Genomic DNA, 24,116 nt, shown 5'->3' with positions numbered 1-24,116 from the left:
CTTCCAATAATTAAGTTAGGTGGGTCTCCTATCATTGTAGCTGTTCCACCAATATTAGACATAAATATTTGCATTAATACAAATGGTTTAGGGTCTAATTTTAACCTATTAGCTAAGAAAATAGTTACAGGAACTATTAAAAGAATAGTGGTAACATTATCTAAAAAAGCTGAACAAGTAGCTGTAACAATAGATAGAAGAACCAAAATTTTAATAGGGTCTCCTTTAACTACTTGAGCTAATTTTATAGCTATCCACTGAAAAATTCCTGTTTCAGACATAATTTCAACAATAATCATCATTCCAATTAAAAGAACTAGAATTTCAAGATTATAACCAACAACTTCTAATGCTTGTTCTTCATTTAAAATTCTGATAACAACCATTAGTCCACCACCAATAATAGACACTAAAGATTTTGGATATTTTTCTGTTATAATAAAATAGAAAGTAACCAAAAAGATTAGTATACCAATTAACATTAACATACTTTCTCCTCCAAACATCTATTATAATTAAATACAGAAAGGACTCTTAACGAGTCCTTAAAATTTTATTATCTAATTTTATCCATTATTCCTATTCCATATACAGGACCTGCATGCGAACCTATTACAGCTCCTATTTCAACTCTTCCTCTATAATCTACTTTTTTAAATCTTTCAGCTATAGTTTTTAAACTATCAGCACTGCTTAAACAACTTTGATTTCCACCCCAACCTGTGTATAAAATTATTGAAGTTTTAGCTGATTTAATAATTTTCTCCATATGAAGAAGAGCTCCCTTTTCTCCTAAAACTTTTGCTTCTACAGAAACTTCTCCATTTTCAACTTTAAGAACAGGTTTCACTCTAAATATTCCACCTATAAGAGCTGAGGCCCTACCTATTCTTCCACCTCTTTGTAAATAGTCTAAATCTTTTACAACAAAATAAACTTTCATTAATTCTTTAGATTCTTCTAACCAATCTATAATTTCTTTTAAAGATTTTTTCTCCATAGCCATTTTTGAAGCCTCTATTGCTAGATGTCCCAAAGCAAATGTAACAGTTTTAGAATCTAAGATAACTACATCTTCCTCTCTATTTAACATTCCTCTTGCTACTCTAGCAGCTTGTTGGGTTCCACTTAATTTTCCTGAAATATGAATTGATATAATTTTCTTATATCCTTTTGCAAATAATTTTTCATAAAGAGACTTAAATTCTGCTGGAGATGGTTGAGAAGTTTTTGGTAATTGCCCACCTTCTACTATTTTTTTCCAAAATTCTTGTTTACTGATATCTACTCCATCTCTATAATAATTATCTCCATCTAACTTAACTTTTAAAGGTATTATTTCCAAGTTAGGATATTCTCTTATCATTTCCTCTGATAAGTCAGACGTAGAATCTGTTACAATAGCTATTTCTGGTAATTTAGGATCTCTATTTTCTATATAAATATAATAGTAATAATTTTCCTGTTTACAATTAATTTCTTCATATCTAATTCCTTGAGGAACATCTTTTAACTCTACTGTCATTTCTTCATCTACATTTTTTCCTAAAGATACTAATACATTTAAAGTATTTTCAGTCAAATATTTAGATTTTAATGTCAATATTAAATTTTGTAAACTTGAATTAGTTTCTTTTATTTTTCCATTTACAATAGCTATATAATTTCCTTTAATTATTTCTAAATTATCTACTCTTGTATCTCTAACAGCTTTTGTAATTTCAATAGAAGTATTTACACTTAAATGTTCAATAACACTTTCTATTTTTAAATCTTTATTTTTTATTAAATAATGACCTTCAAGCATAGATTTAGTTTCTAAAACTGTAACCTCTTTATTTGACCTTTCAGCTGCTATCTTAGCTGCTGAGATTATATTTTTATTATTTGGTAAAACAATTATTTTTTGAGCATCTAATTTTTTAATTCCCTCTTCAATATCAGCTACACTTGGATTATTTGTTTGTCCTCCTATTAAAACTCCAGCTGCTCCTATATTTAAGAAAATTTCTCCCATTTCTTTAGTATCTGCTATGGCAAAATATCCTACTGGTCTAGCATTCTCATTTCTAATTAAGATATTTTGTTGTACTAAAGTGTAGTCTTCTTCTTTGAATAATTTATTATTATGGTGTTGAATTTCCATATTTTCTATTTTCATATTAGATAAACTTCCTAAAGCACAAGCTATTTCTAGTATGATACCTGGATTATTTGTATGAATATGTGTTTTTGTTTTTTTAGAAGTTTGAGCACAAACAATAGAATCTCCATATTGACTTATTTTTTCTTTGTATTCTTCTAAATTAAAACTTCCATTTTCTATTATAAATTCTGTACAATATTTAAATTTTATATCTTCCATTTCCATTGCTGTAGAATCTAACATCTCTCTTCTTTTAGATTGAGATTGTATTATTCTTTCTAAATCTTCTAACATTTGAGGGTCTGTAATAGATTTTTCAAATCCTTCTAGAATATAGAAAATTCCTTTTCCACCAGCATCAACTACTCCAGCTTCTTTTAATTTTGGTAAAAGAGTTGGTGTTTCCTCTACAGCTTCTGCTGAAATATTTTTTAAATAAATTAAAAATGGAATAAAATCTTTTTTATCTCCTTCATAATTTTCAGCTGCTTCTGCTACTTTTCTTATTACTGTTAAAATTGTTCCTTCTACAGGATTACTTACCGCTTTATAAGCTTTTTCTTTAGCTTGTCCAAAAGCTCTAATTACATCCTCTACTGTAGCTTCTTCTTTTTCTTGAATTCCCATTAAAAACCCTTGAATAATTTGAGATAAAATTGTTCCAGAGTTCCCCCTAGCTCCAAGTAAAATTGATTCTGATACTATTTCACAAAGTTCTGCCATTTTTGGCTCATAATTTAGTTTTACAAGTTGGTTTTCTACTGCTTGTAATGTCATTGACATATTTGTACCAGTATCTCCATCTGGAACTGGATATACATTTAAATCATTTAATACATCAGCATGTCTTGATAACCATCTACTTGCTGCAATAAGAAGTTTAGTTAATCTCATTGCATTTAAAACTTCTATTTTTAACTCCATTTTTCCTCCAAATTTTTAATTATTAAAATGTAGGTGGACTTACTACCCAAATAGCTCTTGTTAATTTTTTTCCATTATTTTTAAATCTATGATTCAAAGTAGATTTAAAATAAAAACTATCTCCTTCATTTAAAGTAGTAACCTGATTTTCTATATAAATATCTAAATTTCCCTCTATTATATAAATAAATTCTTCACCATGATGATTAAAAAATCCTCTTCCACTTTCTCCGCCAGGTTTTATTTCATATATAATTGGTTCCATATCTTTTTCTAATTTAGATGATGTTAAAAGTCCTATAGAAGTCTTAGAATCTATACTTTCTACATATTTTATATCTTCTTTTTTTACATGAAAAGTTTCTAATTTTTCCTCTTCTTCTATAAGATAACTCACTCTTACTTCTAAATTATTAGCTATTTTTTTTAAATTTTCTATTGATGGTGAAGCTTTTCCTTGCTCTATTTGTGATAAAAAACTAGCTGACAAATCGACTTTTTTTGCCAATTCTCTTAGTGAAAAACCTTTTTCTGTTCTATGTTTTTTTATTTTTTCTCCTATAGTCATAATTAAGCATTTCCTTTCAACATTTTATTTAAATAAAATAAACCTTGTAATGTTGCTCTTTCCCTAATCTTATTTCTTGGCCCTACCAATATTCTTTTTTCAACCTTAAAATTATCTTTTACTTTTAGTCCAAAATAAACTAAACCTACTGGTTTTTCTTTTGTTCCCCCTAAAGGCCCTGCTATTCCTGTCACAGAAACTCCTACATCAGTTTTTAGTCCTTTAACCATTTCTAAAGCTGTTTCTTCACTTACAGCTCCATATTTTTTTAATGTTTCCTCTTTAACTCCTAATTTTTCCATTTTAGCTTCATTACTATAAGTTACTAACCCCTCTTTAAATACTTCTGAAGCTCCAGAAACACTGACAATTTTTCCTGCAAGTAATCCTCCTGTACAAGATTCAGCAACTGAAAGTGATAGTTTTTTCTCTTTTAGTTTGGTGATAACTAAGTTTTCTAATCTATCATTTCCTTCTCCAAAAATATTGTCGCCTATTATATTATATATCTTTTCAGAAATTTTTTCTACTATGTTTTTATTACTATTTTTTCCTTGTAATCTGATAATTATACCAAAATCTTTCACTAAGAATTCATAATCAATTCCTTCTTCTGTAAAAAGTTCACTTATTTGTTGGTCAAGATAAGATTCTCCTAAACCATATACCAATAAATCTTTTATATATATTTCATCTATAAGAAGTTTCTTTTCCTCTGCATACCATTTTAAAAATCTAGGAAACATATCATATACTTCTGATGGAACTCCTGGAAAAGATACTATATCATCTACATAAACAGCTGGACACATTCCAACTTGATTTTCTATTGATACTGCTCCTTCTGGTTTTTCCACTTGTTTTATATTATTTGGAGTATATTTTAATTTTCTTTCATCAAATTTTTGTTTCATTACTTTGAAATCTTCTTCATCAACAATAATTCTTTTTCCTAAAAATTTTGCTACAGCATCTTTTGTTATATCATCAATAGTTGGTCCTACCCCCCCAGAAGTTATTATTAAATCACTATTTTTTCTAGCAAATTCTAAAGCTATCATAATATCTTCTATTGTATCTTTTACTGTCAGTTTATATTTTATTTCTATCCCATATTTATTAAGTTCTTCTGCCATAAATATACTATTTGTATCTACAGTTCCACCACTTAATAGTTCTGTTCCTACAAGAATTATACTAGCCTTCATATCACTATCTCCCTTTTATCTTAAAATATAAATGTCCATATACAAAGTAATATAAAGTTTCCTATAACTCCAGCTAAGAAGTCGTCCATTGTGACACCTATTCCATCTTTTAAGTCTTGTACTTTATCTATTGGTCCTATTTTTGTTATATCTAAAAATCTAAAAATAACAAAGGCCAAACCAATAGCTACTAAAAATTCTTTCACTCCTACAGGATTAACTAAGAATAAAGTAGTCATATACCCTAAAACTTCATCTATTACAACTTGTTGTGGATCTTCTTTTTGAAATATAACTCTTTCACTAATATCTGACACATAAACTGATAATGCAAAAAAAGTCATTAAAAACATAAAATAAAATGAATTATACAAAGTTATATTTGGAAAAATATTTCTTAAAAAATTTATTCCTATATATAAAGGAATTGCTCCTAAAGTCCCAAAAGTTCCTGGTGCCTTAGGCATATCTCCTAGCCCAAACCAAGTAGCTAAATTTCTAATTGTCATTGTTTTCATTTTAATATACTCCTCTCTCATAATTATATGGACTATATATATTTTCTTTTTTATCTATATTTCTGATTATTTCCTCTATTTCCTCTTTAATTTCATCTAAAAGTTCTATAACAACTTCATCTATACCAAGTTTTCCTAACCTTTTTACTTGACTCAAAACATTTAAAGGTTTATTGAAATAAATCTCATTATTTCCTAAAGGATTTATTCTTGAAATAAATAAATCTTCCTGTTCATTTTTAAATGTTTCTTTATCTTTTAATATATCTAATTCAATATACATTCCCTTTAATTTAGAATATCCTAACATTGCTTTTCTTACAGGAACTTTTCCAATATTTTCTATTTCTTCATATTTTAACTCTGGAGAAATTATAATAGTTTTTACATTAGGAATCTTAGCAAACTCATTTAGAGAATAAATATTTCCAACATTTAAATTCCAACCTACTGTTACATCTTTATTTGTATTTTTTAATATTTGATAAAGGTTTGTAGCAAGTTTTTCATTTATATTAATATATTTTAAATTTCCCTCTTTTGCTACATCATATCCTCTATGATAAATTTTTTCTATTCCTAATTCTTTTACAATTTCTTCTTGTTCTTTTGTTGTTACCATAACTGAAATTTCAGGAGTTTTTATTTCATCTTTTTCAACTTGAATCTTAAATATTTCTCTTTCTCCTAAATTTCTTCTATAACTTAATACTAATTTTTCTTCTAATTCTTTTAATAAATTTCTTCTAAGTTCTTTTAAAATTGATATAGGCAAGAAAATATTATTATCTATATACACATTACATTTAGAAACTTTAAATACTGTTTCTCCAGTTTCACAAAGTTTTTCTTCAATATTTTTAGAATCAGCACTTTTTTTACTTGCTACTTCTATTAAACTCTCTCCTATAATTTCACTATAAATTTCTTGCCCTCTACTATTTATTACTTTTCCTTTTAAAAGAGGTTTTTCTCCTAATCTTCCTTCAAAAGTTAACTCAACATTTTCTTTTTTATTTTCCTCTTTTAATCTAGCAGTAACTTCATCTATTACTTTTTTATCAAAATTCTTAAATATAAACTTAGACCCTTTAGGAGCATTTTTCAAAATTATTTTTTCTCCCTCTACTGCCTCTTTATATTTCTCTTTTTGATTTTTCTTTTCTATTCTATTGATGTATTCTCCACCTAAAATTTCATAATCTTTTGAAAGATATGTTATTCCGTCACCTAACATTATTCTATCTTCTAATAATAATTCTTTACCACTAATTATTCCAATAGGATTTCCTATTGTAGCAGAATAATTTTTATTCATAATATCTTCTGAAACAGTCTCTTTATAAAAATATCCTTTTGAATATCCTCTATTAAAAATCTTAGAAAGCTTTTCTTCTCTATTTATATTATCTATCATATCTCTAAAATATGTTACTGCTTCATTAACATATGTTTTTTCTTTCATTCTTCCTTCAATTTTTATACTATTTATACCTATCTCTTTTAATTTTTGTATCTCTTCTAATCCCATAAGTTGGTCTTTAGGGCTTAATAAAAAGTTACATTTACTATCTTTTGTATATAGTTTTCTACAAGGTTGGGCACACATTCCCCTGTTTCCACTTCTTCCACCTATAAAACTACTCATATAACAATTTCCAGAATAAGATATACAAAGAGCTCCTGAAACAAAGACTTCTAGTTCTATATCTGTTTTTTCTCTTATACTTTTTATCTCTTCAAAAGTCATCTCTCTTGGTAATACAACCCTTTTAAATCCTAAACTTTTTAAATATTCTGCTTCTACATGATTGGCCACTGTCATCTGAGTACTTCCATGAATATCTATATCTGGAAAATTTTCTTTTATAAATCTAAAATATCCTAAATCTTGAACAATAATAGCATCTAATCCATATTCATATAAAGCTTTTAAATTTGTATATAAAAAATCTATCTCTACATTTTTCATCAATGTATTAAGAGTAAGAAATATTCTACTCCCTCTTTTATGGGCATAGTCTATAGCCTCTTTATATTCTTCTAAAGTAAAATTTTGAGCATTTCTTCTAGCTCCAAATCCTTTTATTCCCATATAGATTTCATCTGCTCCAGCATTAACTGCTGAATAAAATCTTTCTAAATTACCTGCTGGGGCTACTATTTTCATTTTTCCTCCAATTATTCCTCTATCTCTTTTAATAAAATATTATAAATTTTCATAACTTTTATTTCCAATTCTTCAATAGTTTTATTGTTATTTATAAGAATATCTGATTTTTCTTTTTTTTCTTCTAAACTCATTTGTGAATTTATTATTTTTTCAGCAAGTTCTTTTGTAATGTTATCTCTTAACATCAATCTATTAATTTGAATATCTTTATCTACATAAACTAATATATTTTTATCACATAATTTATACATTCCAGTTTCAAATAGTAAAGGTACATCAAATATTATTATATCACGTTTATGAGAATTTAACTTGATTTTTTTAAATTCTTCTCTTATTTTAGGATGAAAAATTTCATTAAGAATATTTAATTTTTCTTTATTATTAAAAACTATATTTTTTAATTTTATTCTATCTAATTTATTTTCATCATTTAATACATCCATGGAAATTTTTTCTTGAATTTCTTTTATTACATCTTCTCTATTGGATAATTCTTTTGAAATTTTATCAGCATCTACTATTTTTATTCCAATTTTATTTAAAATATTACTTACTGTTGATTTTCCACTAGCTATCCCACCTGTAAGACCTATTATCATTTTTTCCTCCTATAATATTTATCAGTATATTTTAATTGTTTTTTTATAATTTTTCAATAAAAAAATATCAAAAAGTGTTATTTTATTTTTTGAAAAATTATTATAAAAATTGATAAAAATAAACCCACTTTTATTAGCAGCAGTTGGAATGGTATCAGCAGTAGCTTACGCAGCACCTGAGTTAACAGTAACATCAGTAGGACAAGATTTCGTAGTAGAAAATACTTCTGGAAATGAAAATATAGGAGAAAATGTTTATATTGCTAATAAAGTAAATTTAGCATATGATGATTGGTCTTTTAATTTATTAGCTAGAAAAGGATGGTCTGTTTCTACAGAAGATTGGAAAAATTCTAAAGGGGAAACTGTTTCTGATGGATTTAATTCTTCAAATCATAGATTAGAAATAGTTGCTTCTAAAAAAATAGGAGATTATTCAGCAGGATTAAAATGGAGAGCTCAAAAAGATTATGATAGATTCCAAATACCAGTTTCTTATAAATTTGGAATGTTTACTGGAAATATAGCTCCAGGATATCAATTTAATAATACTACTGGAGGGCAAGATGCATTCTTTATGGATGGAGAACCATTACAAATAACATATGGTCCTGTTCAATTAGCTTATTGGTTAGAATATACAAAATATACTGGAGATGCTTCTGCTCATGATTATAGAAATCAAATTAGAGTAAGAGGAACTATTTATACTACAGAAAATTTAAAAGTTGGTGCTGAATATAGATATCAATTTTTACAAGATGTAAAAACACCAGAAGGAAAAGATGGAGTTGAAAATAATAGACATATCGTTATAGCAAATGCAGCTTATACTTTAACAGAAAATTTAACTCTTTCTGGATACTATCAATATGAGTTCAATAAATATGACGAACATGAAGTAGCTCCTAAAGCTGATGACTATTATGGAGAATTAGGATTTGGATGGACATATAAATTCTAATTTAATTAAAATTTAATATAAGGGAAAATATTAGAGAGACTTCGGTCTCTCTTTTTCTCTTGTTATTCATTTAAACTTATAACTAAAATTCTAGATATCCATATTCAGTAAAAATTCAAAGTTACAAAATAACAATTAGCCATTTCCAAATTAATGCTAATAATAGGCAATAACTTATATTTACATAAATTTATATATTTTATTTTTATCAAAAAAATATTAAAATATATAATAACTATGTGAAAGGTGGGGAAATGGTATATGGATATATAAGAGTTAGTAGTGATAAACAAACTGTTGAAAATCAAAGATTTGAAATAATTAAGTTTTGTCAAAAAGAAAAACTAACTATTAATGGATGGATTGAAGAAACTATTAGTGGAACAAAAAATTATGACAAAAGAAAATTAGGAAGACTTTTGAAAAAAGTAACAAAAGGAGATTTAATAATTTATTCTGAACTTTCTAGACTTGGAAGAAATCTTTTTATGATAATGGAAATTTTAAATATTTGTATGACTAAAGAGTGCAGAGTATGGACTATAAAAGATAATTATCGCTTAGGGGATGATATTCAAAGCAAAGTTTTAGCTTTTGCCTTTGGATTATCAGCTGAAATAGAAAGAAATCTTATAAGTCAAAGAACAAAAGAAGCTTTAGCTAGGAAAAAAGCTGAAGGAATTAGATTGGGGCGTCCTTTAGGAAAGGCTAAAAAAGTTAAATTAACAGGAAAAGAAGAAACTATAAAAAAACTTTTAAAAGAAAAAGTTTCTAAAAGTGAAATAGCTCGAAAATTAAAAGTAGACAGAGGAACATTATCAAAATTTATAAAAAATTATATTGAAAAATAACATAGTTAAAATAAAAAAGGTAACAAAAGAGATGTTACCAAAATTATTTTAATTACTTTCACATAGTATATTAGGAAAAAGAGAGGAAAATAAATTTCCTCTCCTTTTATTTTTTATTAGAATTTATAAGACCATCCAACTATGATATCTTGATATATTTTTTGAGTATGGTCGTCTATTGCGTTATCTTCTAATCTCCATTCTCTATATTCATATCCAAATTTTCCATAAACATTTAAATTTTCAGTAACTTTATAATCAGCACCTAAATATAATCTATTTCTTCCAAAATCATCATATTCTCTATGAGGTTTTACTCCATTATATTTTTCATCAGCAGAAATAGTAAATCTACCTTCAGCTGTTAAAGTTAATCTATCTGTTTTATAAAGAGTAGCATATGCTCTTATTTGATGTTCAATATATTCATCATTATCATTAACATCTGCTCCACCCATTAAAGTATTATAATTTAAGAAATATCCTACTTTAAATACTCCATATTTTAATCCAATTGGGAATATTTCTGTTTTTAACCAGTCAGTTTTATTTCCGTTATATGATTCATACCAAACATCTCCAGCTGACCATAACATTCCATTTGACCAGTCCCATCTAGCATAGTATCTATCATAAGAAGAAGTTCCTCTATATCTAAATCCTAATTTTAAATCATCAGTTACTTTTTTCCAAACATCTATTTGTAATCTATGATTTTTACTAGTTACATCTTTAGTATCATCAAAGTTTATAGCCCATTGTTTACCAGCTTGTAAACCAAATGTCCAATCTCCATAAGCTAATCCAACATTATTAAATAAGTTAACTTCATCTAAATCTGGACCATTTGACCAGTTTTCTATTTCAATTTCTTGTCCTACTGATGTAACTTTTAATTCAGGTGCTGCGTAAGCTACTGCTGATACCATTCCAACTGCTGCTAATAAAAGTGCTAATTTTTTCATAATTAAATTTCCTCCTTAAATTATCATAATTTATTTTAAGATGTGTTATTTTTTCCATCTTTAACTTAATGATACATTATTTTTTATATTTTGTAAACCTTTTTTTTGTTTTTTTTTAAACTTTTTTTGTTTTTTTTAAGACAACCTCTTAGTTTTATTTCTTTTTTATATATAAAGTATTATAATTAAATGTTTTATATATACATAAATTTTTATAATGATTTTTATTTATTTTTTGAATTTTATTTCAATATATATTTTTTATATTTAACCAAAGATAACTTATTTATTTTTTATATCTAATATTTTTAGTATTTTTTTAGATTTTTCCACACTTTTTTTATTTAAAGTATTAATCGTTTTTTTTTAATACAATATTTTAATTTATACCATTTTATTTCTTTTTTTAACTTAAATCTTTTTAATTATTACTATTATACATATCTTTTTATTTTTTCTTTCCTAAATAAGCTTCTTTAATTTCTTCATTATCTAATAATTCTTTTCCACTTCCTTTCATAACTATTTTTCCTGTAGCCATAACATAACCTATATCAGCTACTTTTAAGGCTTGATTAGCATTTTGTTCTACCAACAAAATAGTTACACCTTGTTTACTTATATCTTTTATTATTTTAAAAACTTCTTGAACAACAATGGGAGCTAATCCAAGAGACGGCTCATCCATCATTATTAGTTTAGGTCTAAGCATTAAGGCTCTACCTATAGCCAACATTTGTTGTTCTCCACCTGATAAAGTTCCAGCTTTTTGCCATAAACGTTCTTTTAATCTAGGAAATATTCCATATACCCATTCTAAATCCTCTTTTATAGAATCTTTTCTTAAATAAGCTCCTATTTTTAAATTTTCTTCTACAGTTAAATTATCAAAAACTCTTCTTCCCTCTGGAACTAATGTTATACCTTCGCCAACTATCTCATCAGTTGTAAAATTATTTAATATTAATCCATCAAAAACTATTTTTCCTGTTTTGGGTTTTTCCAGTCCTACAATTGACCTAAGAGTAGAACTTTTTCCAGCTCCATTACTTCCTATTAAAGTCACAATTTTTCCCTCTGGTACAGAAAAACTTATATCCTTAACAGCTTCAATCCCACCATAAGTTACACTTAAATTTGTTATTTTTAATAATTCATTATTCATTTTCTACCCCCAAATATGCCTCTATTACTCTTTTATTATTTTGAATTTCTTTAGGAGTTCCTGAAGCTATTAATTTTCCAAAATCTAAAACATATATTCTATCAGATATTTCCATTACTAAATCCATATGGTGTTCTATCATAAAGACTGTTAAATCAAATTTTTCTTTTATATCTTTTATAAATTTGGTCAATTCATTTGTTTCTTGTGGATTCATTCCAGCTGCTGGTTCATCAAGTAATAAAAGTTCTGGTTTTGTAGCTAGAGCTCTAGCTATTTCTAATCTTCTTTGTTTTCCATAAGGTAAGGAACTGGCTATTTCATCTTTTACACTTAATAATCCTACTATTTCTAAAAGTTTCAAAGTTTCTTCTCTATTTTTCTTTTCTTCTTTATAATTTAATCTAAAAATGGCTGAAACTAAATTAGCTTTTGACCTCATATGAGTAGCTATTAATACATTTTCAAATACTGTTAAATTTTTAAAAAGTCTAATATTTTGAAATGTTCTAGCTATTCCTAGTTTTGTTATTTTATCTGGAGTATATTCTATAGTTTTTGTATATTTTCCTAAATTTTCACCTCTATAATTTTTTTTCATATTTCCTTTAGGAAAATTACTTATTATACAATTATCATTAAATGAAATTTCTCCATTTGTAGGAGAATAAACTCCTGTAATTACATTAAAAGCTGTTGTTTTTCCAGCTCCATTTGGACCTATTAAAGCTACTATTTCACCTTTTTCTACATTTAAGGATAAGTTATTTACTGCTACTACTCCTCCAAATTGCATTGTTATATCATTTAATCTTAGTACACTCATTACTTATCCCCTCCCTTATTTTTTAAGGGTTTTCTTACATAAACTCTCATCTTATCATATCTTTTTTGTTTTATAGATATTTTTATTCTTAACAAGAAATTATATATTCCATCCCATGAAAATTCTTTATTTCCCATAAGTCCTTTTCTAAAAAATAAAACTATTATCATTAATAATAATGAAAATATTACCATTCTAAGTCCAGCTCTAAAAAACGGTATTGTGACTCCACCGATTATCAACGGTTCATCAAATATACGTAACCACTCTAAACCATAAGTTACTACAAATGAAGCTATTACTGAACCTGTTACACTTCCTATTCCACCAAAAACAATTATTAATAAGAAATTATATGTAAAAGTGAAATAAAATTGTTTTGGGTCTACTGTAGTAAGTAAAGCAGCATAAAGTCCCCCAGCTATGGCACTAAAAAAGGCACTTATGGCAAAAGATAAATTTTTATGTAAAGCTAAATTTATTCCCATAGATTCTGCTGCTATATTATCCTCTCTTATAGCCTTAAAAGCTCTTCCATAACTTGAATTTATTAATAAAACCATCATTCCTATACAAATTACAGCTATTCCAAAAGGTATGAACATAGATCTCATAGGAGGTATTCTATTTATTCCCAAAGCTCCATTTGTTATAGTTTGCATATTTGTTAGTACTATTCTTATAATTTCTGAAAATCCTAAAGTAGCTATAGCTAAATAATCACTTTTTAATCTAAGAATAGGATATCCTATTAAAAAGGCCAAAATTCCAGCTATTAAGCCTCCAATAAGTAAAGCTACTACAAAAGGTAATCTCATTTCTACTAACCATGGCGCCATAGGTTTTATATAAAATATAGATTGTATATATTTTTCTGGAACTGTAAATACAGCCACACTAAAAGCCCCAATAGCCACAAATCCAGCTTGTCCCAATGAAAATAATCCTGTAAATCCATTAACTAAATTCATAGATACACTTATTATTGCATAGATAGCTGATAAATTTAATATTCTTCTTAAATAAGCATCTCCTATTATTTCTCTATCAAAAAGAAATAATATAAAAATACTTAAAATAACTAAAATTATTGTACATATATTTTTTATCTTATTTGATAATTTTTTTTCCATAATATCACACCTTATCAGTTACTTTTTCACCTAATAATCCATTAGGTTTAACTATTAATATTATAATTAATAATATGAAAGCAAATGCATCACGATATCCTGTCATACTAGGTATAAAAGCCACTAATAAAGCCTCACCTAATCCTAAAGTTAATCCTCCTAATACAGCTCCTGGAATATTTCCTATTCCTCCAAAAACAGCTGCTATAAAACATTTTAATCCTGGCATCATTCCTACTAAAGGATAAACACTTGGATATTTGCTTCCCCATAATATAGAACCAATTGCTGCTAAAAATGACCCTATTACAAAAGTTATTCCTATTATCCAATTTATTTTTATTCCCATTAATCTAGCTGCCTCATAATCTTTAGAGGCTGCTCTCATGGCCATACCAACCTTTGTTTTATTAACTAATGTCATCAATCCAAATAACAAAATCATTGTTACTATAGGAGTTATTATTGTAACTACTTGAAAAGAAACATCACCAAAAGTAACTATTTTTGTTAACCAAGTAATTTCTGGATATCTTTTTGGTACTCCTGTAAATAAATATGTAGCTAAATTCTCTAAAAAATAAGAAGCTCCTATAGCTGATATCATTATCGACATTCTTGGAGCATTTCTAAGAGGTCTATAAGCTGTTCTTTCCAATATTATCCCTAATAATACTGTTAATATTAATACTAAAGGAATAGCTATAAAAAATGGTAAACCAAAATTTATTACTGAAAATATCATAAAATAACCTGCCATCATAAAAATATCTCCATGAGCAAAATTTATAAGTAATAAAATTCCGTATACCATTGTATATCCTATTGCTATAAGAGCATAAAGACTTCCCAATGAAATACCATTTATAATATGTTGTACAAGTGTTGATAGGTCCATATTTTCCCTCCCTAATATATTTAAGAACCCCCTCTCTTAAAAGAGGGGGTTTTAATTTATTTGACTACTACTGTATCTATATATTGGAATTTTCCATCTTTTACTATTTTTATTACTGCCATATCTTTTTTAGCATCTCCATTTTCATCAAATGAATAAACTCCTGTTACTCCTTCTACACCTTTCATATCTACTAAAGCCTTTCTTATAGCCTCTCCATCAGTACTTCCAGCCTGTTTTATAGCATTCAATATTACTACATAAGCATCATATCCTAAAGAAGCTACAGCTGGAATTATTTCATCTGGTCCACCTAAATATTCTTTAAATCCTTTGACAAATTTTTTAGCTTCTTCTGTAGCTAATGTATTATGTTCATCAAAGAATGTAGAAATTACAACTCCCTCAGCTGATTCTCCAGCTACATCTATTATTGCTATATTTTCCCAAGTATCCCCAGCCATTATTTGAGCCTCAATACCCAAAGCTCTTGTTTGTTTTATAATTAATCCAGCTGAAGCTATTGATGAAGGAGCAAATATTACTTCAGCTCCTGAAGCTTTTACATTTGTTAATATTGAGTTAAAATCTTGTTCATTTGTTTGGAATTCTCCATGATAAACTATTTCTCCTCCTAATTTTGTAAAGGCTTCTTTAAAGAAATTTCCTAATCCTGTTGAATAATCATCTCCTATTTGAGTTATTATAGCTGCTTTTTTATTTCCTTTTTCAATAGCATATTGTGCCATAACTTTACCTTGGAATGGGTCTAAGAAACAAGTACGGAAATAAAATTCGTTTCCTTCTGTTACCATTGGATTTGTACAAGAAGCTCCCATAGCTGGAACTTTGGCATTTTTAAATATATCTCCAGCTGCTATTGAAACTCCAGATCCATAAGAACCTATTACAGCAGCAACTTTTTCTTTTTCTACCAAACGAGTAGCTGCTACTGAAGCCTCAGCCTTATCAGATTTATTATCAACTATAACTAATTCTACTTTTTTTCCTAAAACTTCTGGATAAACTTTATTTGCATATTTTATTCCATCAACTTCTTGAGAACCTCCTCCACCATTTTCTCCTGTAAGAGGTTCAAAAACTCCTATTTTAATAACATCTTCTTTAACTTCTTCTTTTCCACCACAACCTGTCAAAATTCCTGATATGACTCCTAAAGCTAAAATTAATGCTAAAAATTTCTTTTTCATAAAAATCACTTCCCCTTTTAAAATTTATGTTTCTATTTTAAGAACATTTGTCTTTAAATTAAAGATTGATGATACTTTATCACTTTTTTATAGGAATTTCAAGCTTTTTTTTTATTTCTTTTCTATTGAATAAATATGGCACATTTTTTTAGTACTTTTGTACTAAAATTAAATTCTTGATAAAAAATATTTTTTCCTAAAATTTATATTATAGATTTTTTAGTAACTCTGTGATATAATTGAGCGAAATGATATTTATTTAAAGGAGGAAAATATGGAAACTTTAAAATTTGTATATGGTCCTATTCCTTCTAGAAGACTAGGAAAATCTCTAGGAGTTAGTCCTATACCTCAGAAAACTTGTAATTATTCTTGTATTTATTGTCAATTAGGAAGAACTAACAAAATGACTAATGAAAGACAAGAGTTTTTTAAATTAGAAGATATTATTAATGAATTTAAGGTTTATCTTAAAAATTCAGATGTTTTTGATGTAGTAACTGTAGTAGGAGAGGGAGAACCAACTCTTTATTCTAGATTAGGAGAACTTGTCAGAGAATTAAAAAAATTAACTGATAAACCTGTAGCTGTTATTACTAATGGCGCTTTATTAAACGATAAAAAAGTTCAAGAAGATTTAATGGAAGCTGATATAGTTTTACCATCTATCAATGGATACAATGAAGAAATTTCTAAAAAAATAGATAGACCTTATGGAAAAATAAAATTTGATGAAACTCTTAAAGGAATTATCGAATTTTCTCATCTATATGAAGGTGAACTTTGGTTAGAAATTATGTTACTTGATGGTATTAATGATAGTAAAGAATCTATTGCTGAATATAAAAAATTATTAGAAAAAATAAAATATACAAGAGTTTATCTTAATACTTGTGTTAGACCACCTGCTGAACCAGATGTTAATATGATTAGTAAAGAAAAAATGCAATATGCTGTTGAAGAATTAGGTGGAATATCTATTGATATGTTAAGTTCTGGCTCTTTCTTTAGTGAAATACTAGATGATTATGAGGCTGTATTAAGTCTTTGTAAAAGACATCCTATGAATCAATTTGAATTAAGAAGTTTTTTAGAAAGCAGAAAAGTTACTGAAATTGATAAAATGATAAATAAAATTGAAAAGGATTCTAAATTTAATATAATCAATTATAAAGGAATAAAAACTTATAGAGTTAAATAGGAGATATTATGGAAAAAATAGTAAAAAAAGTTGCTGCTATTCACGATTTATCTGGTTTTGGAAGAGCTTCCCTTACAAATATTATACCTATTTTATCAACTATGGGAATTCAAGTTTGCCCTCTTCCTACTGCAATTTTATCTACTCATACAGGAGGATTTACTGATTTTAGTTTCATTGATTTAACTGATAATATGGAAAAGATGATGGAACATTGGTCTAAATTAGATCTAGAATTTGATTGTATCTATTCTGGGTTCCTAGGTTCTCATAAACAAATAGATATAGTTTCTAAGTTTATAGACCGTTTTGGACATAAAAATAATCTTACTGTTATTGACCCTGTTCTTGGTGATAGTGGAAAATTATATAGTACAATGGGTAATGAAATGGTTGAAGAAATGAAAAAATTAATTACTAAAGCTGATATAATTACTCCTAACTTTACTGAAGTTTGTTTATTACTTAATAAAGAGTATGTAGAAAATATTGATGAAGAAACAGTAAAAGATTATTTAATCCAATTATCAAAGGTAGGTCCTAAGATAGTTATTGCTACTAGTGTACCTGAAAGTGAAACTATAGCTAATGAAAAATATTCTAATGTTATTGCATATGATAGAGAAAATGATGTTTTCTGGAAAATAAGATGTAAATACATTCCTGCTTCTTATCCTGGAACAGGAGATTGTTATACTAGTGTTGTTATTGGTAGCCTTTTACAAGGAGATAGTTTACCAATAGCTATTGATAGAGGAACACAATTTATAACTCAATGTATAAGAGCTAGTTATGGATTTAAATATCAACCTAGAGAAGGTATATTATTAGAAAGAATGTTGGGTATTTTAAATATGCCTGTAATTTCAAATGGATATGAAATCTTAAATAGAAAAAAATAAAAATTAAAGAAGATATTAAGTATAACATACTAATATCTTCTTTTTTATAAGTTATAAATTAATTTTTCCAAAAAATAGAAAAAGCTGTACTCCGTCACTAGCCAGCTTTTTCTACAATTTTTTAAAAGTTTAGGGTAGGAACCGATTTATTTTAGGAGAGATAAATCGGATAACTTTGAAATTTATCACCATCATTTCAAAGAAGAAATATTTCTTTCTTGATATTATAGTATCATAAAAAACTTAGTTTGTCAAACTATTTTTTTAAAAAATTATATTTTTTTTAAAAATATATTTTAATATCAATGATTTTTACTTCCAATATTTAAAAAAATAAAAAAAATATTGACTTTTATGAAAAAAAGGTGTATTCTAATCACATACAAAATTGATTTAGAGGAGAGTTTATGAAGGTACATGTTATTGTTTTAAATGATAAAATAAATAATAGCAATAATAATATGTCGGGATTTGGACTTAAGTAATATTTACTTCAGGTACAAATCCATTTTCCATTTAAAATGATTTGTACCCGACCTTCTTAAGATACAAGCCATTCGGGTATAAACGAATGGCTTTTTTTAATGATTAAAAAATAAATTTTAAAGGAGTGATATATATGATACAAAACTATGATTGCAAACTAGATTTATATGAAACAGAAGTAGCTATAAAAAAAGTAAAAGATTACTTTGAAAGAACTCTAGCATATGAATTAAATTTAACAAGGGTTTCAGCACCACTTTATGTTAGAAGATCTTCTGGAATGAATGATGACTTAAATGGTGTGGAAAGACCTGTTATTTTTGATACTAAATGGGATAAAAGTGAAGAATTCCAAGTTATTCACTCTCTTGCTAAATGGAAAAGAATGGCTTTAAAAAGATATAACTTTCCTATTCATACAGGACTTTATACAGATATGAATGCTATAAGAAGGGATGAGGATTTAGATTATATTCATTCTATGTATGTTGATCAATGGGATTGGGAATTAATTATAAAAAAAGAAGAAAGAACTATGGAAACTTTAAAAACTATAGTTAAAGATATTTATAAAGCATTAAGAAAAACTGAAGAATATTTAATAAGAGAATACCCTATTTTTTCTAAAAAACTTCCTTATGATATTTTCTTTGTAACTTCTCAAGAATTAGAAGATATGTATCCAACTCTTACTCCAAAAGAAAGAGAAGATGCTATTACTAGAGAACATAAAGCTGTATTTATTTCTCAAATTGGAAAAATTTTAAAATCAGGAGAAAAACATGATGGTAGAGCTCCAGACTATGACGATTGGGATTTAAACGGAGATATTCTTGTTTGGAATCCTGTTCTTGAGCGTGCTCTTGAAATTTCTTCTATGGGAATTAGAGTAAGTGAAGAAAGTTTAGAATCTCAATTAAAATTATCTGGACATGAAGAAAGAAAAGAATTACCTTTCCATAAAGCTCTTCTTAATAAAGAACTTCCTTATACAATTGGTGGAGGAATTGGACAATCAAGAATATGTATGTTCTTTTTAGAAAAATTACATATTGGTGAGGTTCAAGCTTCTGTTTGGCCTGATGAGATGATAGAAGACTTTGCAAAATTAGGGGCTCATTTCTTATAAAAATAAAAAAGGTTTTATAAATCATATGATTTATAAAGCCTTTTTCTCTATAATATTTAAGATATTACTTTTGTTTTTTTAATTTAGCTTCTCTTATATATGGATATACAAGAAATCCAATAATAGAAATTACTAATAGTATTGAAATAGGACTTCCTACAAATACTCCATAATCTCCTTTACTAATTAAAAGAGCTCTTCTAAATTCTTGCTCTGTTATAGGTCCTAAAACTAATCCTAAAACAAATGGTGCTTGGAAAAAATTTAGTTCGGACATTGCTAAACCTAAAAGTCCAAAGAAGAACATAACATAAATATTAAAACTATTATTACTAATTGAAAATGCTCCAATTACACAAAGAGCCATTATAATAGGTGCTATAACATTAGTTGGCATAACTGATATCTTAGCAAATATTTTTGCTCCTGATAGTCCCACTATTGTCATTAAAATTGTTGCGAAAAATAATCCTATAAATAAAGCATATGCTATATCTCCATGTTTTGTAAATAACTGTGGACCTGGTTGTAGTCCATGTATTATTAATCCTCCTAAAAATACAGCTGATACTGTATTTCCTGGTATTCCTAAAGTTAATAATGGTACTAGTGATCCTCCAACAACCCCATTATTAGCGCATTCAGAAGCTGCTAATCCATCTATACTTCCCTCTCCATAAAGCTCTGGAGTTTTTGAAGTAGATTTTGAAGCATTATAAGCTAAAGCAGAGGCTATACTTACTCCAGCTCCTGGTAAAATTCCTACTATTGTTCCTATTATTCCTGATCTAATAAAATTAAAAGAATTTCTTATTATATCTTTTATTCCTACTAAATTAAGTTTTGCTGACCCATCATAGTCATATTGAATAGTACTTCTCTTTTGAGCAGCAAGCTTAAAAACCTGTGATGTTGAATAAACTCCAATAACTGTAGCTACTGTATTTACCCCACCAAAAAGAGAAAGAATATCATAAGTATATCTGTATTCACCTGTTATTCCATCTATTCCTACAACAGATATTAACATTCCAAATAATCCAACCATTAATCCTTTTACTAAAGAATCTTTAGATAAACTTACAATTATTGTCAATCCTAAAATAGACAATAAAAACATTTCTGCAGCTCCAAATTTTATAACAAGTTTTGATAGTGGTGGGGATATAAACATTAAAGCAAAAACAGATATAATTCCACCAATTCCAGAAGCTATTGTCGCCATTGATAAAGCTTCTCCTCCTTTTCCTTGTTTAGTTAATTCAAATCCATCAAGAGCTGTTATTACAGCTGAAGGTGTTCCTGGTGTATTAATTAAAATAGCTGATATTGACCCTCCATAAGTTGAAGCCATGTATATAGCTCCTAAAAATACTAATCCTGTAGAAGGTTTCATCATATATGTTACAGGTATAAAAAGAGCTACTCCCATTGTAGAAGATAATCCTGGTAAAGCTCCTATAATAATTCCTAAAACAACTCCTAAAAGAGAAATAAGAATAGCTGAAAAATTGAATACCAAAGGTATTGCATTAAAAAAATGTTCCATTTATCGTAATACCTCCTTATATACCTAATATTCCTGTAGGAATAGGAACATCAAGCAATGTAACAAAACACAAATAAATAACAACAACACTTATTATAGAGGATAAGAATATAATCTTATTATTTTTTATTCCTAAATATTTCATAGTTACTGGTAAATAAATTAATGTTGTAATAACATATCCTAAAAAATTAACAAGTATAACATATAATGTAGAAAGAACTATAATTCCAACTAATTTATTAGGTAACATATCATCTTTTTTCTTCTTTTTATTATCTTTTCCTCTATATATCTCCAAAGCATAAAGAGTATTAAGAAAAATTAATACTCCTGATATTAATCTTGGAAATAATCCTGCATCTTTTATTAATGAAAAAGATTGAATGAAAAAAGAAAAAGTAACAATATATATTATAATTACTGCTATATATTTTTTTTGAAATTTTTCCATTGATATCTCCTTATTTTTTATTTATGAAGAATGGTAAATTTTACCATTCTCCTTTTTTAAATTCTTCTCTTAAAGTCGAATCTATTCCTAAAATAATATTTGTAAACTCTTCAGATCCCATATAATCTAGTGGTAAGTTTTGAGTTTTTGCTTTAGATATAAATTCTGGATCTTGTAATGCCTTTTTTATTGAGTCTTCTATTTTAGCTATATATTCATCTGGTATCCCAGCAGGAGCAGCTACTCCTCTATAAGCTTCATTATAAACTTCTAATCCTTGCTCAGCTAATGTTGAAACTTCTGGAAATGCTTCTACTCTATCTCTTGAAGAAACAGCAATAAGTTTTAAAGAACCATCTACTGTATAAGTAATAGCTTCAGATACATTCATTACAACTGAATCCACATGTCCACCTAATAAAGCTACTACTGAAGGTGCTGATCCGTCATAAGGTATTTTATCAAGATTTATTTTTTTTATTTCTTCTATTTGTCTTAACATTAATGATTCAGATGTTCCTGGTCCTGAATATCCAATAGAAATATTTTTATTTTTTGCCATATCATACAAATCATTTACAGAATTAATTGGACTATTAGCTCTAACAACAAAACAAGCAGGATCTGTAACCATATTTGCAATTATTTTAAAGCTATCCATAGAATATTTACATCCTGGTCTTTGTACTGGATGAGAATTAAAAGTTGGAGGATTAATAAACCCTATTGTATAACCATCAGTAGGTGCTTTTGATAATTCAGTCCAAGCAATTTCTCCAGAAGCTCCTGGTCTATTAACAATAGCAAATTTTTGTCCAAAATATTTTCCAGCATATTGAAATACAAGTCTTGCACAAGCATCTGTTCCTCCACCAGCAGAAAATCCAACTATAACCTCTACTGGTTTCTTAGGATATTTAGGATCAACTTTTACTTCCTTTCCTTGAGAACAACCAATTAATCCAAATATTGTAAAAATAGATAAAAGTAATGCCAAAATTCTTTTTTTAATTTTCATAAAAACCTCCCTATATATATTCAATTATATTTATTATCTAACTAAGATTATTTTCTATTTCATCTTTAATTATTTTTACAAATTTTAACATTTCTTCATTTAATGGGTATCTAATAACACAACCAGGTGTTAAAATATGACTTTTTCTATTTAATATTTTTATAGATTTATAAATTTGATTCCGAACTTCATTTTTATTACAATTTGTAATATCCATTCTTTTTATTCCACCCATTAAACACTTATGAGTTAAATCTTTAGCTTCTTCTACTTCTGGTAAAGTTTCCCAAGCATGCCAGTTAAAAACTTGTACTGGATAATCTTTTAATATATCGAACATAATATTATTCCCATGAGCATGAATAACATTAAACCACCCTTCTGATGCAGCTTCTAATACTTTTAAATCATATGGTTTTCCATATTCAAGATATTCTTCTTCCGTCATTTCGTCAAATGTAGTTAATTGAGAAGCCAAAAAGATTCCAGAAGCTCCCATTTCAATAGCTTTTTTCACTAATTCACAAGTTGTTTTTGTTATTTCTTCTAAAGCTTTATGAATAAGTTCTCCTTTTCCTTCTTGTATATGTTTTCTTATCATTTTAGAAGATAACTTTTCTGCAGTAGTCAATGGACTGAAAGCAGTAAATACAACAGGAACCTCTTCATTTTTTAGCATATCAAGAAGTATTTCTAAAGAATAAAGTTCTCTTGCTAAAGATCCTTCTGTTATATTAACAGCTTTTATTTTTTTCCAATCATCTCCACAAGAAATTGGTGTTTCTACAATCTTTGCTACTCCGCCTAATGGAACTTGTGAATAATCTACTTTACATCCAAAATCTTCAATAGAATACATTCCATTATTCATGGTTTTTACAAAATCTATATCATATTTTTTATAAAAATCATATGTTTCTTTTGCCAATCTTTCTGGGTCTAAATCTATTCCTGGTAAATGACTCCAAAAAGCATATGGAAGTTTATCTACTTTTTCTCCTGAAATAGCTGCTTTTATTCTTTCTATTTTATTCATTTTTTCCTCCATATTATAGATTAATAATAACTATAATAATAAAGTTTCTGCAGAAATATTAATATTATATAATTTTAATAAACTTTATAATCTATTTTATGACAAAAAAATAAATAAATCCAACATTTTTATCTTTAATCAAACTACAACCTTTTAGTTGTTAATAAAAAAAGCTATTAGTCTTTGTTT

22 protein-coding genes are annotated in these 24,116 nt (G+C 27.1%); 5 read left to right on the top strand and 17 right to left on the bottom strand.

The window, feature by feature from the left end; genetic code table 11:
• From T364_RS0105930 to coaE, 7 genes are all read right to left on the bottom strand, one after another.
• A partial coding sequence (locus T364_RS0105930; protein WP_027128762.1) for an ArsB/NhaD family transporter occupies positions 1-488 on the bottom strand: 488 nt, incomplete at its 3' end.
• Between the two features lie 68 nt (positions 489-556).
• The gene (locus tag T364_RS0105925) at positions 557-3,070 is read right to left on the bottom strand and encodes a fatty acid kinase ATP-binding subunit FakA (protein WP_027128761.1); all 2,514 of its coding nucleotides are present in this window, start codon (positions 3,068-3,070) and stop codon (positions 557-559) included.
• A 22-nt stretch (positions 3,071-3,092) separates the two neighbouring features.
• Positions 3,093-3,638, bottom strand: a complete 546-nt coding sequence (locus T364_RS0105920) for a helix-turn-helix domain-containing protein (RefSeq protein ID WP_027128760.1) — start codon at positions 3,636-3,638, stop codon at positions 3,093-3,095.
• A gap of 2 nt (positions 3,639-3,640) precedes the next feature.
• Positions 3,641-4,846 carry a competence/damage-inducible protein A gene (locus T364_RS0105915; RefSeq protein WP_027128759.1) on the bottom strand — a complete coding sequence of 402 codons (1,206 nt, stop codon included), beginning with the start codon at positions 4,844-4,846 and terminating at the stop codon, positions 3,641-3,643.
• Positions 4,847-4,866: 20 nt separating this feature from the next.
• A complete protein-coding gene (locus tag T364_RS0105910) occupies positions 4,867-5,364 on the bottom strand; it encodes a phosphatidylglycerophosphatase A family protein (RefSeq protein WP_147386030.1) in 498 nt (165 codons plus the stop codon).
• A gap of 1 nt (position 5,365) precedes the next feature.
• Complete coding sequence (locus T364_RS0105905; protein ID WP_027128757.1) at positions 5,366-7,534, bottom strand: peptidase U32 family protein; 2,169 nt, start codon at positions 7,532-7,534, stop codon at positions 5,366-5,368.
• Between the two features lie 11 nt (positions 7,535-7,545).
• Entirely contained in the window at positions 7,546-8,139 is a 594-nt protein-coding gene (gene coaE / locus T364_RS0105900; RefSeq protein WP_027128756.1) for a dephospho-CoA kinase, read from the bottom strand.
• A gap of 109 nt (positions 8,140-8,248) precedes the next feature.
• Between coaE and T364_RS0105895 the strand changes: the two genes are divergently transcribed.
• Positions 8,249-9,103 (top strand): porin family protein, encoded by an 855-nt coding sequence (locus T364_RS0105895; RefSeq protein ID WP_027128755.1) that lies wholly within the window; start codon positions 8,249-8,251, stop codon positions 9,101-9,103.
• Between the two features lie 254 nt (positions 9,104-9,357).
• Entirely contained in the window at positions 9,358-9,954 is a 597-nt protein-coding gene (locus T364_RS0105890) for a master DNA invertase Mpi family serine-type recombinase (protein ID WP_027128754.1), read from the top strand.
• Between the two features lie 116 nt (positions 9,955-10,070).
• Here T364_RS0105890 and T364_RS0105885 read toward each other — a convergent pair whose 3' ends face one another.
• The 6 genes from T364_RS0105885 to T364_RS0105860 form a co-directional block, all read right to left on the bottom strand.
• Complete coding sequence (locus T364_RS0105885; RefSeq protein WP_027128753.1) at positions 10,071-10,919, bottom strand: TonB-dependent receptor; 849 nt, start codon at positions 10,917-10,919, stop codon at positions 10,071-10,073.
• A gap of 448 nt (positions 10,920-11,367) precedes the next feature.
• Positions 11,368-12,084: an ABC transporter ATP-binding protein gene (locus T364_RS0105880; RefSeq protein ID WP_027128752.1), complete on the bottom strand. Its 717-nt coding sequence runs from the start codon at positions 12,082-12,084 to the stop codon at positions 11,368-11,370.
• A complete protein-coding gene (locus T364_RS0105875; protein ID WP_027128751.1) occupies positions 12,077-12,910 on the bottom strand; it encodes an ABC transporter ATP-binding protein in 834 nt (277 codons plus the stop codon). The genes T364_RS0105880 and T364_RS0105875 overlap by 8 nt, the downstream gene beginning before the upstream one ends.
• On the bottom strand, positions 12,910-14,043 hold the full coding sequence (locus T364_RS10570; RefSeq protein ID WP_051532666.1) for a branched-chain amino acid ABC transporter permease: 1,134 nt from the start codon (positions 14,041-14,043) through the stop codon (positions 12,910-12,912). The genes T364_RS0105875 and T364_RS10570 overlap by 1 nt, the downstream gene beginning before the upstream one ends.
• A gap of 4 nt (positions 14,044-14,047) precedes the next feature.
• On the bottom strand, positions 14,048-14,941 hold the full coding sequence (locus T364_RS0105865; RefSeq protein WP_027128750.1) for a branched-chain amino acid ABC transporter permease: 894 nt from the start codon (positions 14,939-14,941) through the stop codon (positions 14,048-14,050).
• Positions 14,942-14,997: 56 nt separating this feature from the next.
• A complete protein-coding gene (locus T364_RS0105860) occupies positions 14,998-16,152 on the bottom strand; it encodes an ABC transporter substrate-binding protein (protein ID WP_027128749.1) in 1,155 nt (384 codons plus the stop codon).
• Positions 16,153-16,426: 274 nt separating this feature from the next.
• Between T364_RS0105860 and T364_RS0105855 the strand changes: the two genes are divergently transcribed.
• The 3 genes from T364_RS0105855 to asnA all read left to right on the top strand — a co-directional run bounded on the left by T364_RS0105855 (position 16,427) and on the right by asnA (position 19,870).
• Complete coding sequence (locus T364_RS0105855) at positions 16,427-17,353, top strand: radical SAM protein (RefSeq protein WP_027128748.1); 927 nt, start codon at positions 16,427-16,429, stop codon at positions 17,351-17,353.
• 8 nt (positions 17,354-17,361) lie between these two features.
• Positions 17,362-18,255, top strand: coding sequence for a pyridoxamine kinase (locus T364_RS0105850; protein ID WP_027128747.1), 894 nt, complete (start codon positions 17,362-17,364; stop codon positions 18,253-18,255).
• A gap of 619 nt (positions 18,256-18,874) precedes the next feature.
• Positions 18,875-19,870 carry an aspartate--ammonia ligase gene (gene asnA / locus T364_RS0105845; protein ID WP_027128746.1) on the top strand — a complete coding sequence of 332 codons (996 nt, stop codon included), beginning with the start codon at positions 18,875-18,877 and terminating at the stop codon, positions 19,868-19,870.
• A 64-nt stretch (positions 19,871-19,934) separates the two neighbouring features.
• On the opposite strand, the gene T364_RS0105840 is transcribed toward asnA, so the two are convergent.
• Genes T364_RS0105840 through T364_RS0105825 form a run of 4 tightly spaced genes read right to left on the bottom strand, consistent with a single transcriptional unit; the run spans position 19,935 to position 23,927 of the window.
• Positions 19,935-21,419: a tripartite tricarboxylate transporter permease gene (locus T364_RS0105840; RefSeq protein ID WP_027128745.1), complete on the bottom strand. Its 1,485-nt coding sequence runs from the start codon at positions 21,417-21,419 to the stop codon at positions 19,935-19,937.
• Between the two features lie 16 nt (positions 21,420-21,435).
• Positions 21,436-21,873, bottom strand: a complete 438-nt coding sequence (locus T364_RS0105835; RefSeq protein ID WP_027128744.1) for a tripartite tricarboxylate transporter TctB family protein — start codon at positions 21,871-21,873, stop codon at positions 21,436-21,438.
• 40 nt (positions 21,874-21,913) lie between these two features.
• The gene (locus T364_RS0105830) at positions 21,914-22,891 is read right to left on the bottom strand and encodes a tripartite tricarboxylate transporter substrate binding protein (protein WP_027128743.1); all 978 of its coding nucleotides are present in this window, start codon (positions 22,889-22,891) and stop codon (positions 21,914-21,916) included.
• A 37-nt stretch (positions 22,892-22,928) separates the two neighbouring features.
• Positions 22,929-23,927: a uroporphyrinogen decarboxylase family protein gene (locus T364_RS0105825; protein WP_027128742.1), complete on the bottom strand. Its 999-nt coding sequence runs from the start codon at positions 23,925-23,927 to the stop codon at positions 22,929-22,931.
• Between the last annotated feature and the right edge of the window lie 189 nt (positions 23,928-24,116).

It is taken from the genome of Fusobacterium perfoetens ATCC 29250, from assembly GCF_000622245.1.
In the GTDB taxonomy this organism is placed as follows: domain Bacteria; phylum Fusobacteriota; class Fusobacteriia; order Fusobacteriales; family Fusobacteriaceae; genus Fusobacterium_B; species Fusobacterium_B perfoetens.
The sequence above is the reverse complement of the archived record's forward strand: the minus strand, read 5'-3'. Positions and strand labels throughout refer to the sequence as shown.

What these genes read in the sequence shown, in the direction of transcription:
- T364_RS0105925 (WP_027128761.1), bottom strand. Translation starts at nt 3,070, where the DNA reads ATGGAGTTAAAAATAGAAGTTTTAAATGCAATGAGATTAACTAAACTT.
- T364_RS0105920 (WP_027128760.1), bottom strand. Translation starts at nt 3,638, where the DNA reads ATGACTATAGGAGAAAAAATAAAAAAACATAGAACAGAAAAAGGTTTT.
- T364_RS0105915 (WP_027128759.1), bottom strand. Translation starts at nt 4,846, where the DNA reads ATGAAGGCTAGTATAATTCTTGTAGGAACAGAACTATTAAGTGGTGGA.
- T364_RS0105910 (WP_147386030.1), bottom strand. Translation starts at nt 5,364, where the DNA reads ATGAAAACAATGACAATTAGAAATTTAGCTACTTGGTTTGGGCTAGGA.
- T364_RS0105905 (WP_027128757.1), bottom strand. Translation starts at nt 7,534, where the DNA reads ATGAAAATAGTAGCCCCAGCAGGTAATTTAGAAAGATTTTATTCAGCA.
- coaE (WP_027128756.1), bottom strand. Translation starts at nt 8,139, where the DNA reads ATGATAATAGGTCTTACAGGTGGGATAGCTAGTGGAAAATCAACAGTA.
- T364_RS0105890 (WP_027128754.1), top strand. Translation starts at nt 9,358, where the DNA reads ATGGTATATGGATATATAAGAGTTAGTAGTGATAAACAAACTGTTGAA.
- T364_RS0105885 (WP_027128753.1), bottom strand. Translation starts at nt 10,919, where the DNA reads ATGAAAAAATTAGCACTTTTATTAGCAGCAGTTGGAATGGTATCAGCA.
- T364_RS0105880 (WP_027128752.1), bottom strand. Translation starts at nt 12,084, where the DNA reads ATGAATAATGAATTATTAAAAATAACAAATTTAAGTGTAACTTATGGT.
- T364_RS0105875 (WP_027128751.1), bottom strand. Translation starts at nt 12,910, where the DNA reads ATGAGTGTACTAAGATTAAATGATATAACAATGCAATTTGGAGGAGTA.
- T364_RS10570 (WP_051532666.1), bottom strand. Translation starts at nt 14,043, where the DNA reads ATGGAAAAAAAATTATCAAATAAGATAAAAAATATATGTACAATAATT.
- T364_RS0105865 (WP_027128750.1), bottom strand. Translation starts at nt 14,941, where the DNA reads ATGGACCTATCAACACTTGTACAACATATTATAAATGGTATTTCATTG.
- T364_RS0105860 (WP_027128749.1), bottom strand. Translation starts at nt 16,152, where the DNA reads ATGAAAAAGAAATTTTTAGCATTAATTTTAGCTTTAGGAGTCATATCA.
- T364_RS0105855 (WP_027128748.1), top strand. Translation starts at nt 16,427, where the DNA reads ATGGAAACTTTAAAATTTGTATATGGTCCTATTCCTTCTAGAAGACTA.
- T364_RS0105850 (WP_027128747.1), top strand. Translation starts at nt 17,362, where the DNA reads ATGGAAAAAATAGTAAAAAAAGTTGCTGCTATTCACGATTTATCTGGT.
- asnA (WP_027128746.1), top strand. Translation starts at nt 18,875, where the DNA reads ATGATACAAAACTATGATTGCAAACTAGATTTATATGAAACAGAAGTA.
- T364_RS0105840 (WP_027128745.1), bottom strand. Translation starts at nt 21,419, where the DNA reads ATGGAACATTTTTTTAATGCAATACCTTTGGTATTCAATTTTTCAGCT.
- T364_RS0105835 (WP_027128744.1), bottom strand. Translation starts at nt 21,873, where the DNA reads ATGGAAAAATTTCAAAAAAAATATATAGCAGTAATTATAATATATATT.
- T364_RS0105830 (WP_027128743.1), bottom strand. Translation starts at nt 22,891, where the DNA reads ATGAAAATTAAAAAAAGAATTTTGGCATTACTTTTATCTATTTTTACA.
- T364_RS0105825 (WP_027128742.1), bottom strand. Translation starts at nt 23,927, where the DNA reads ATGAATAAAATAGAAAGAATAAAAGCAGCTATTTCAGGAGAAAAAGTA.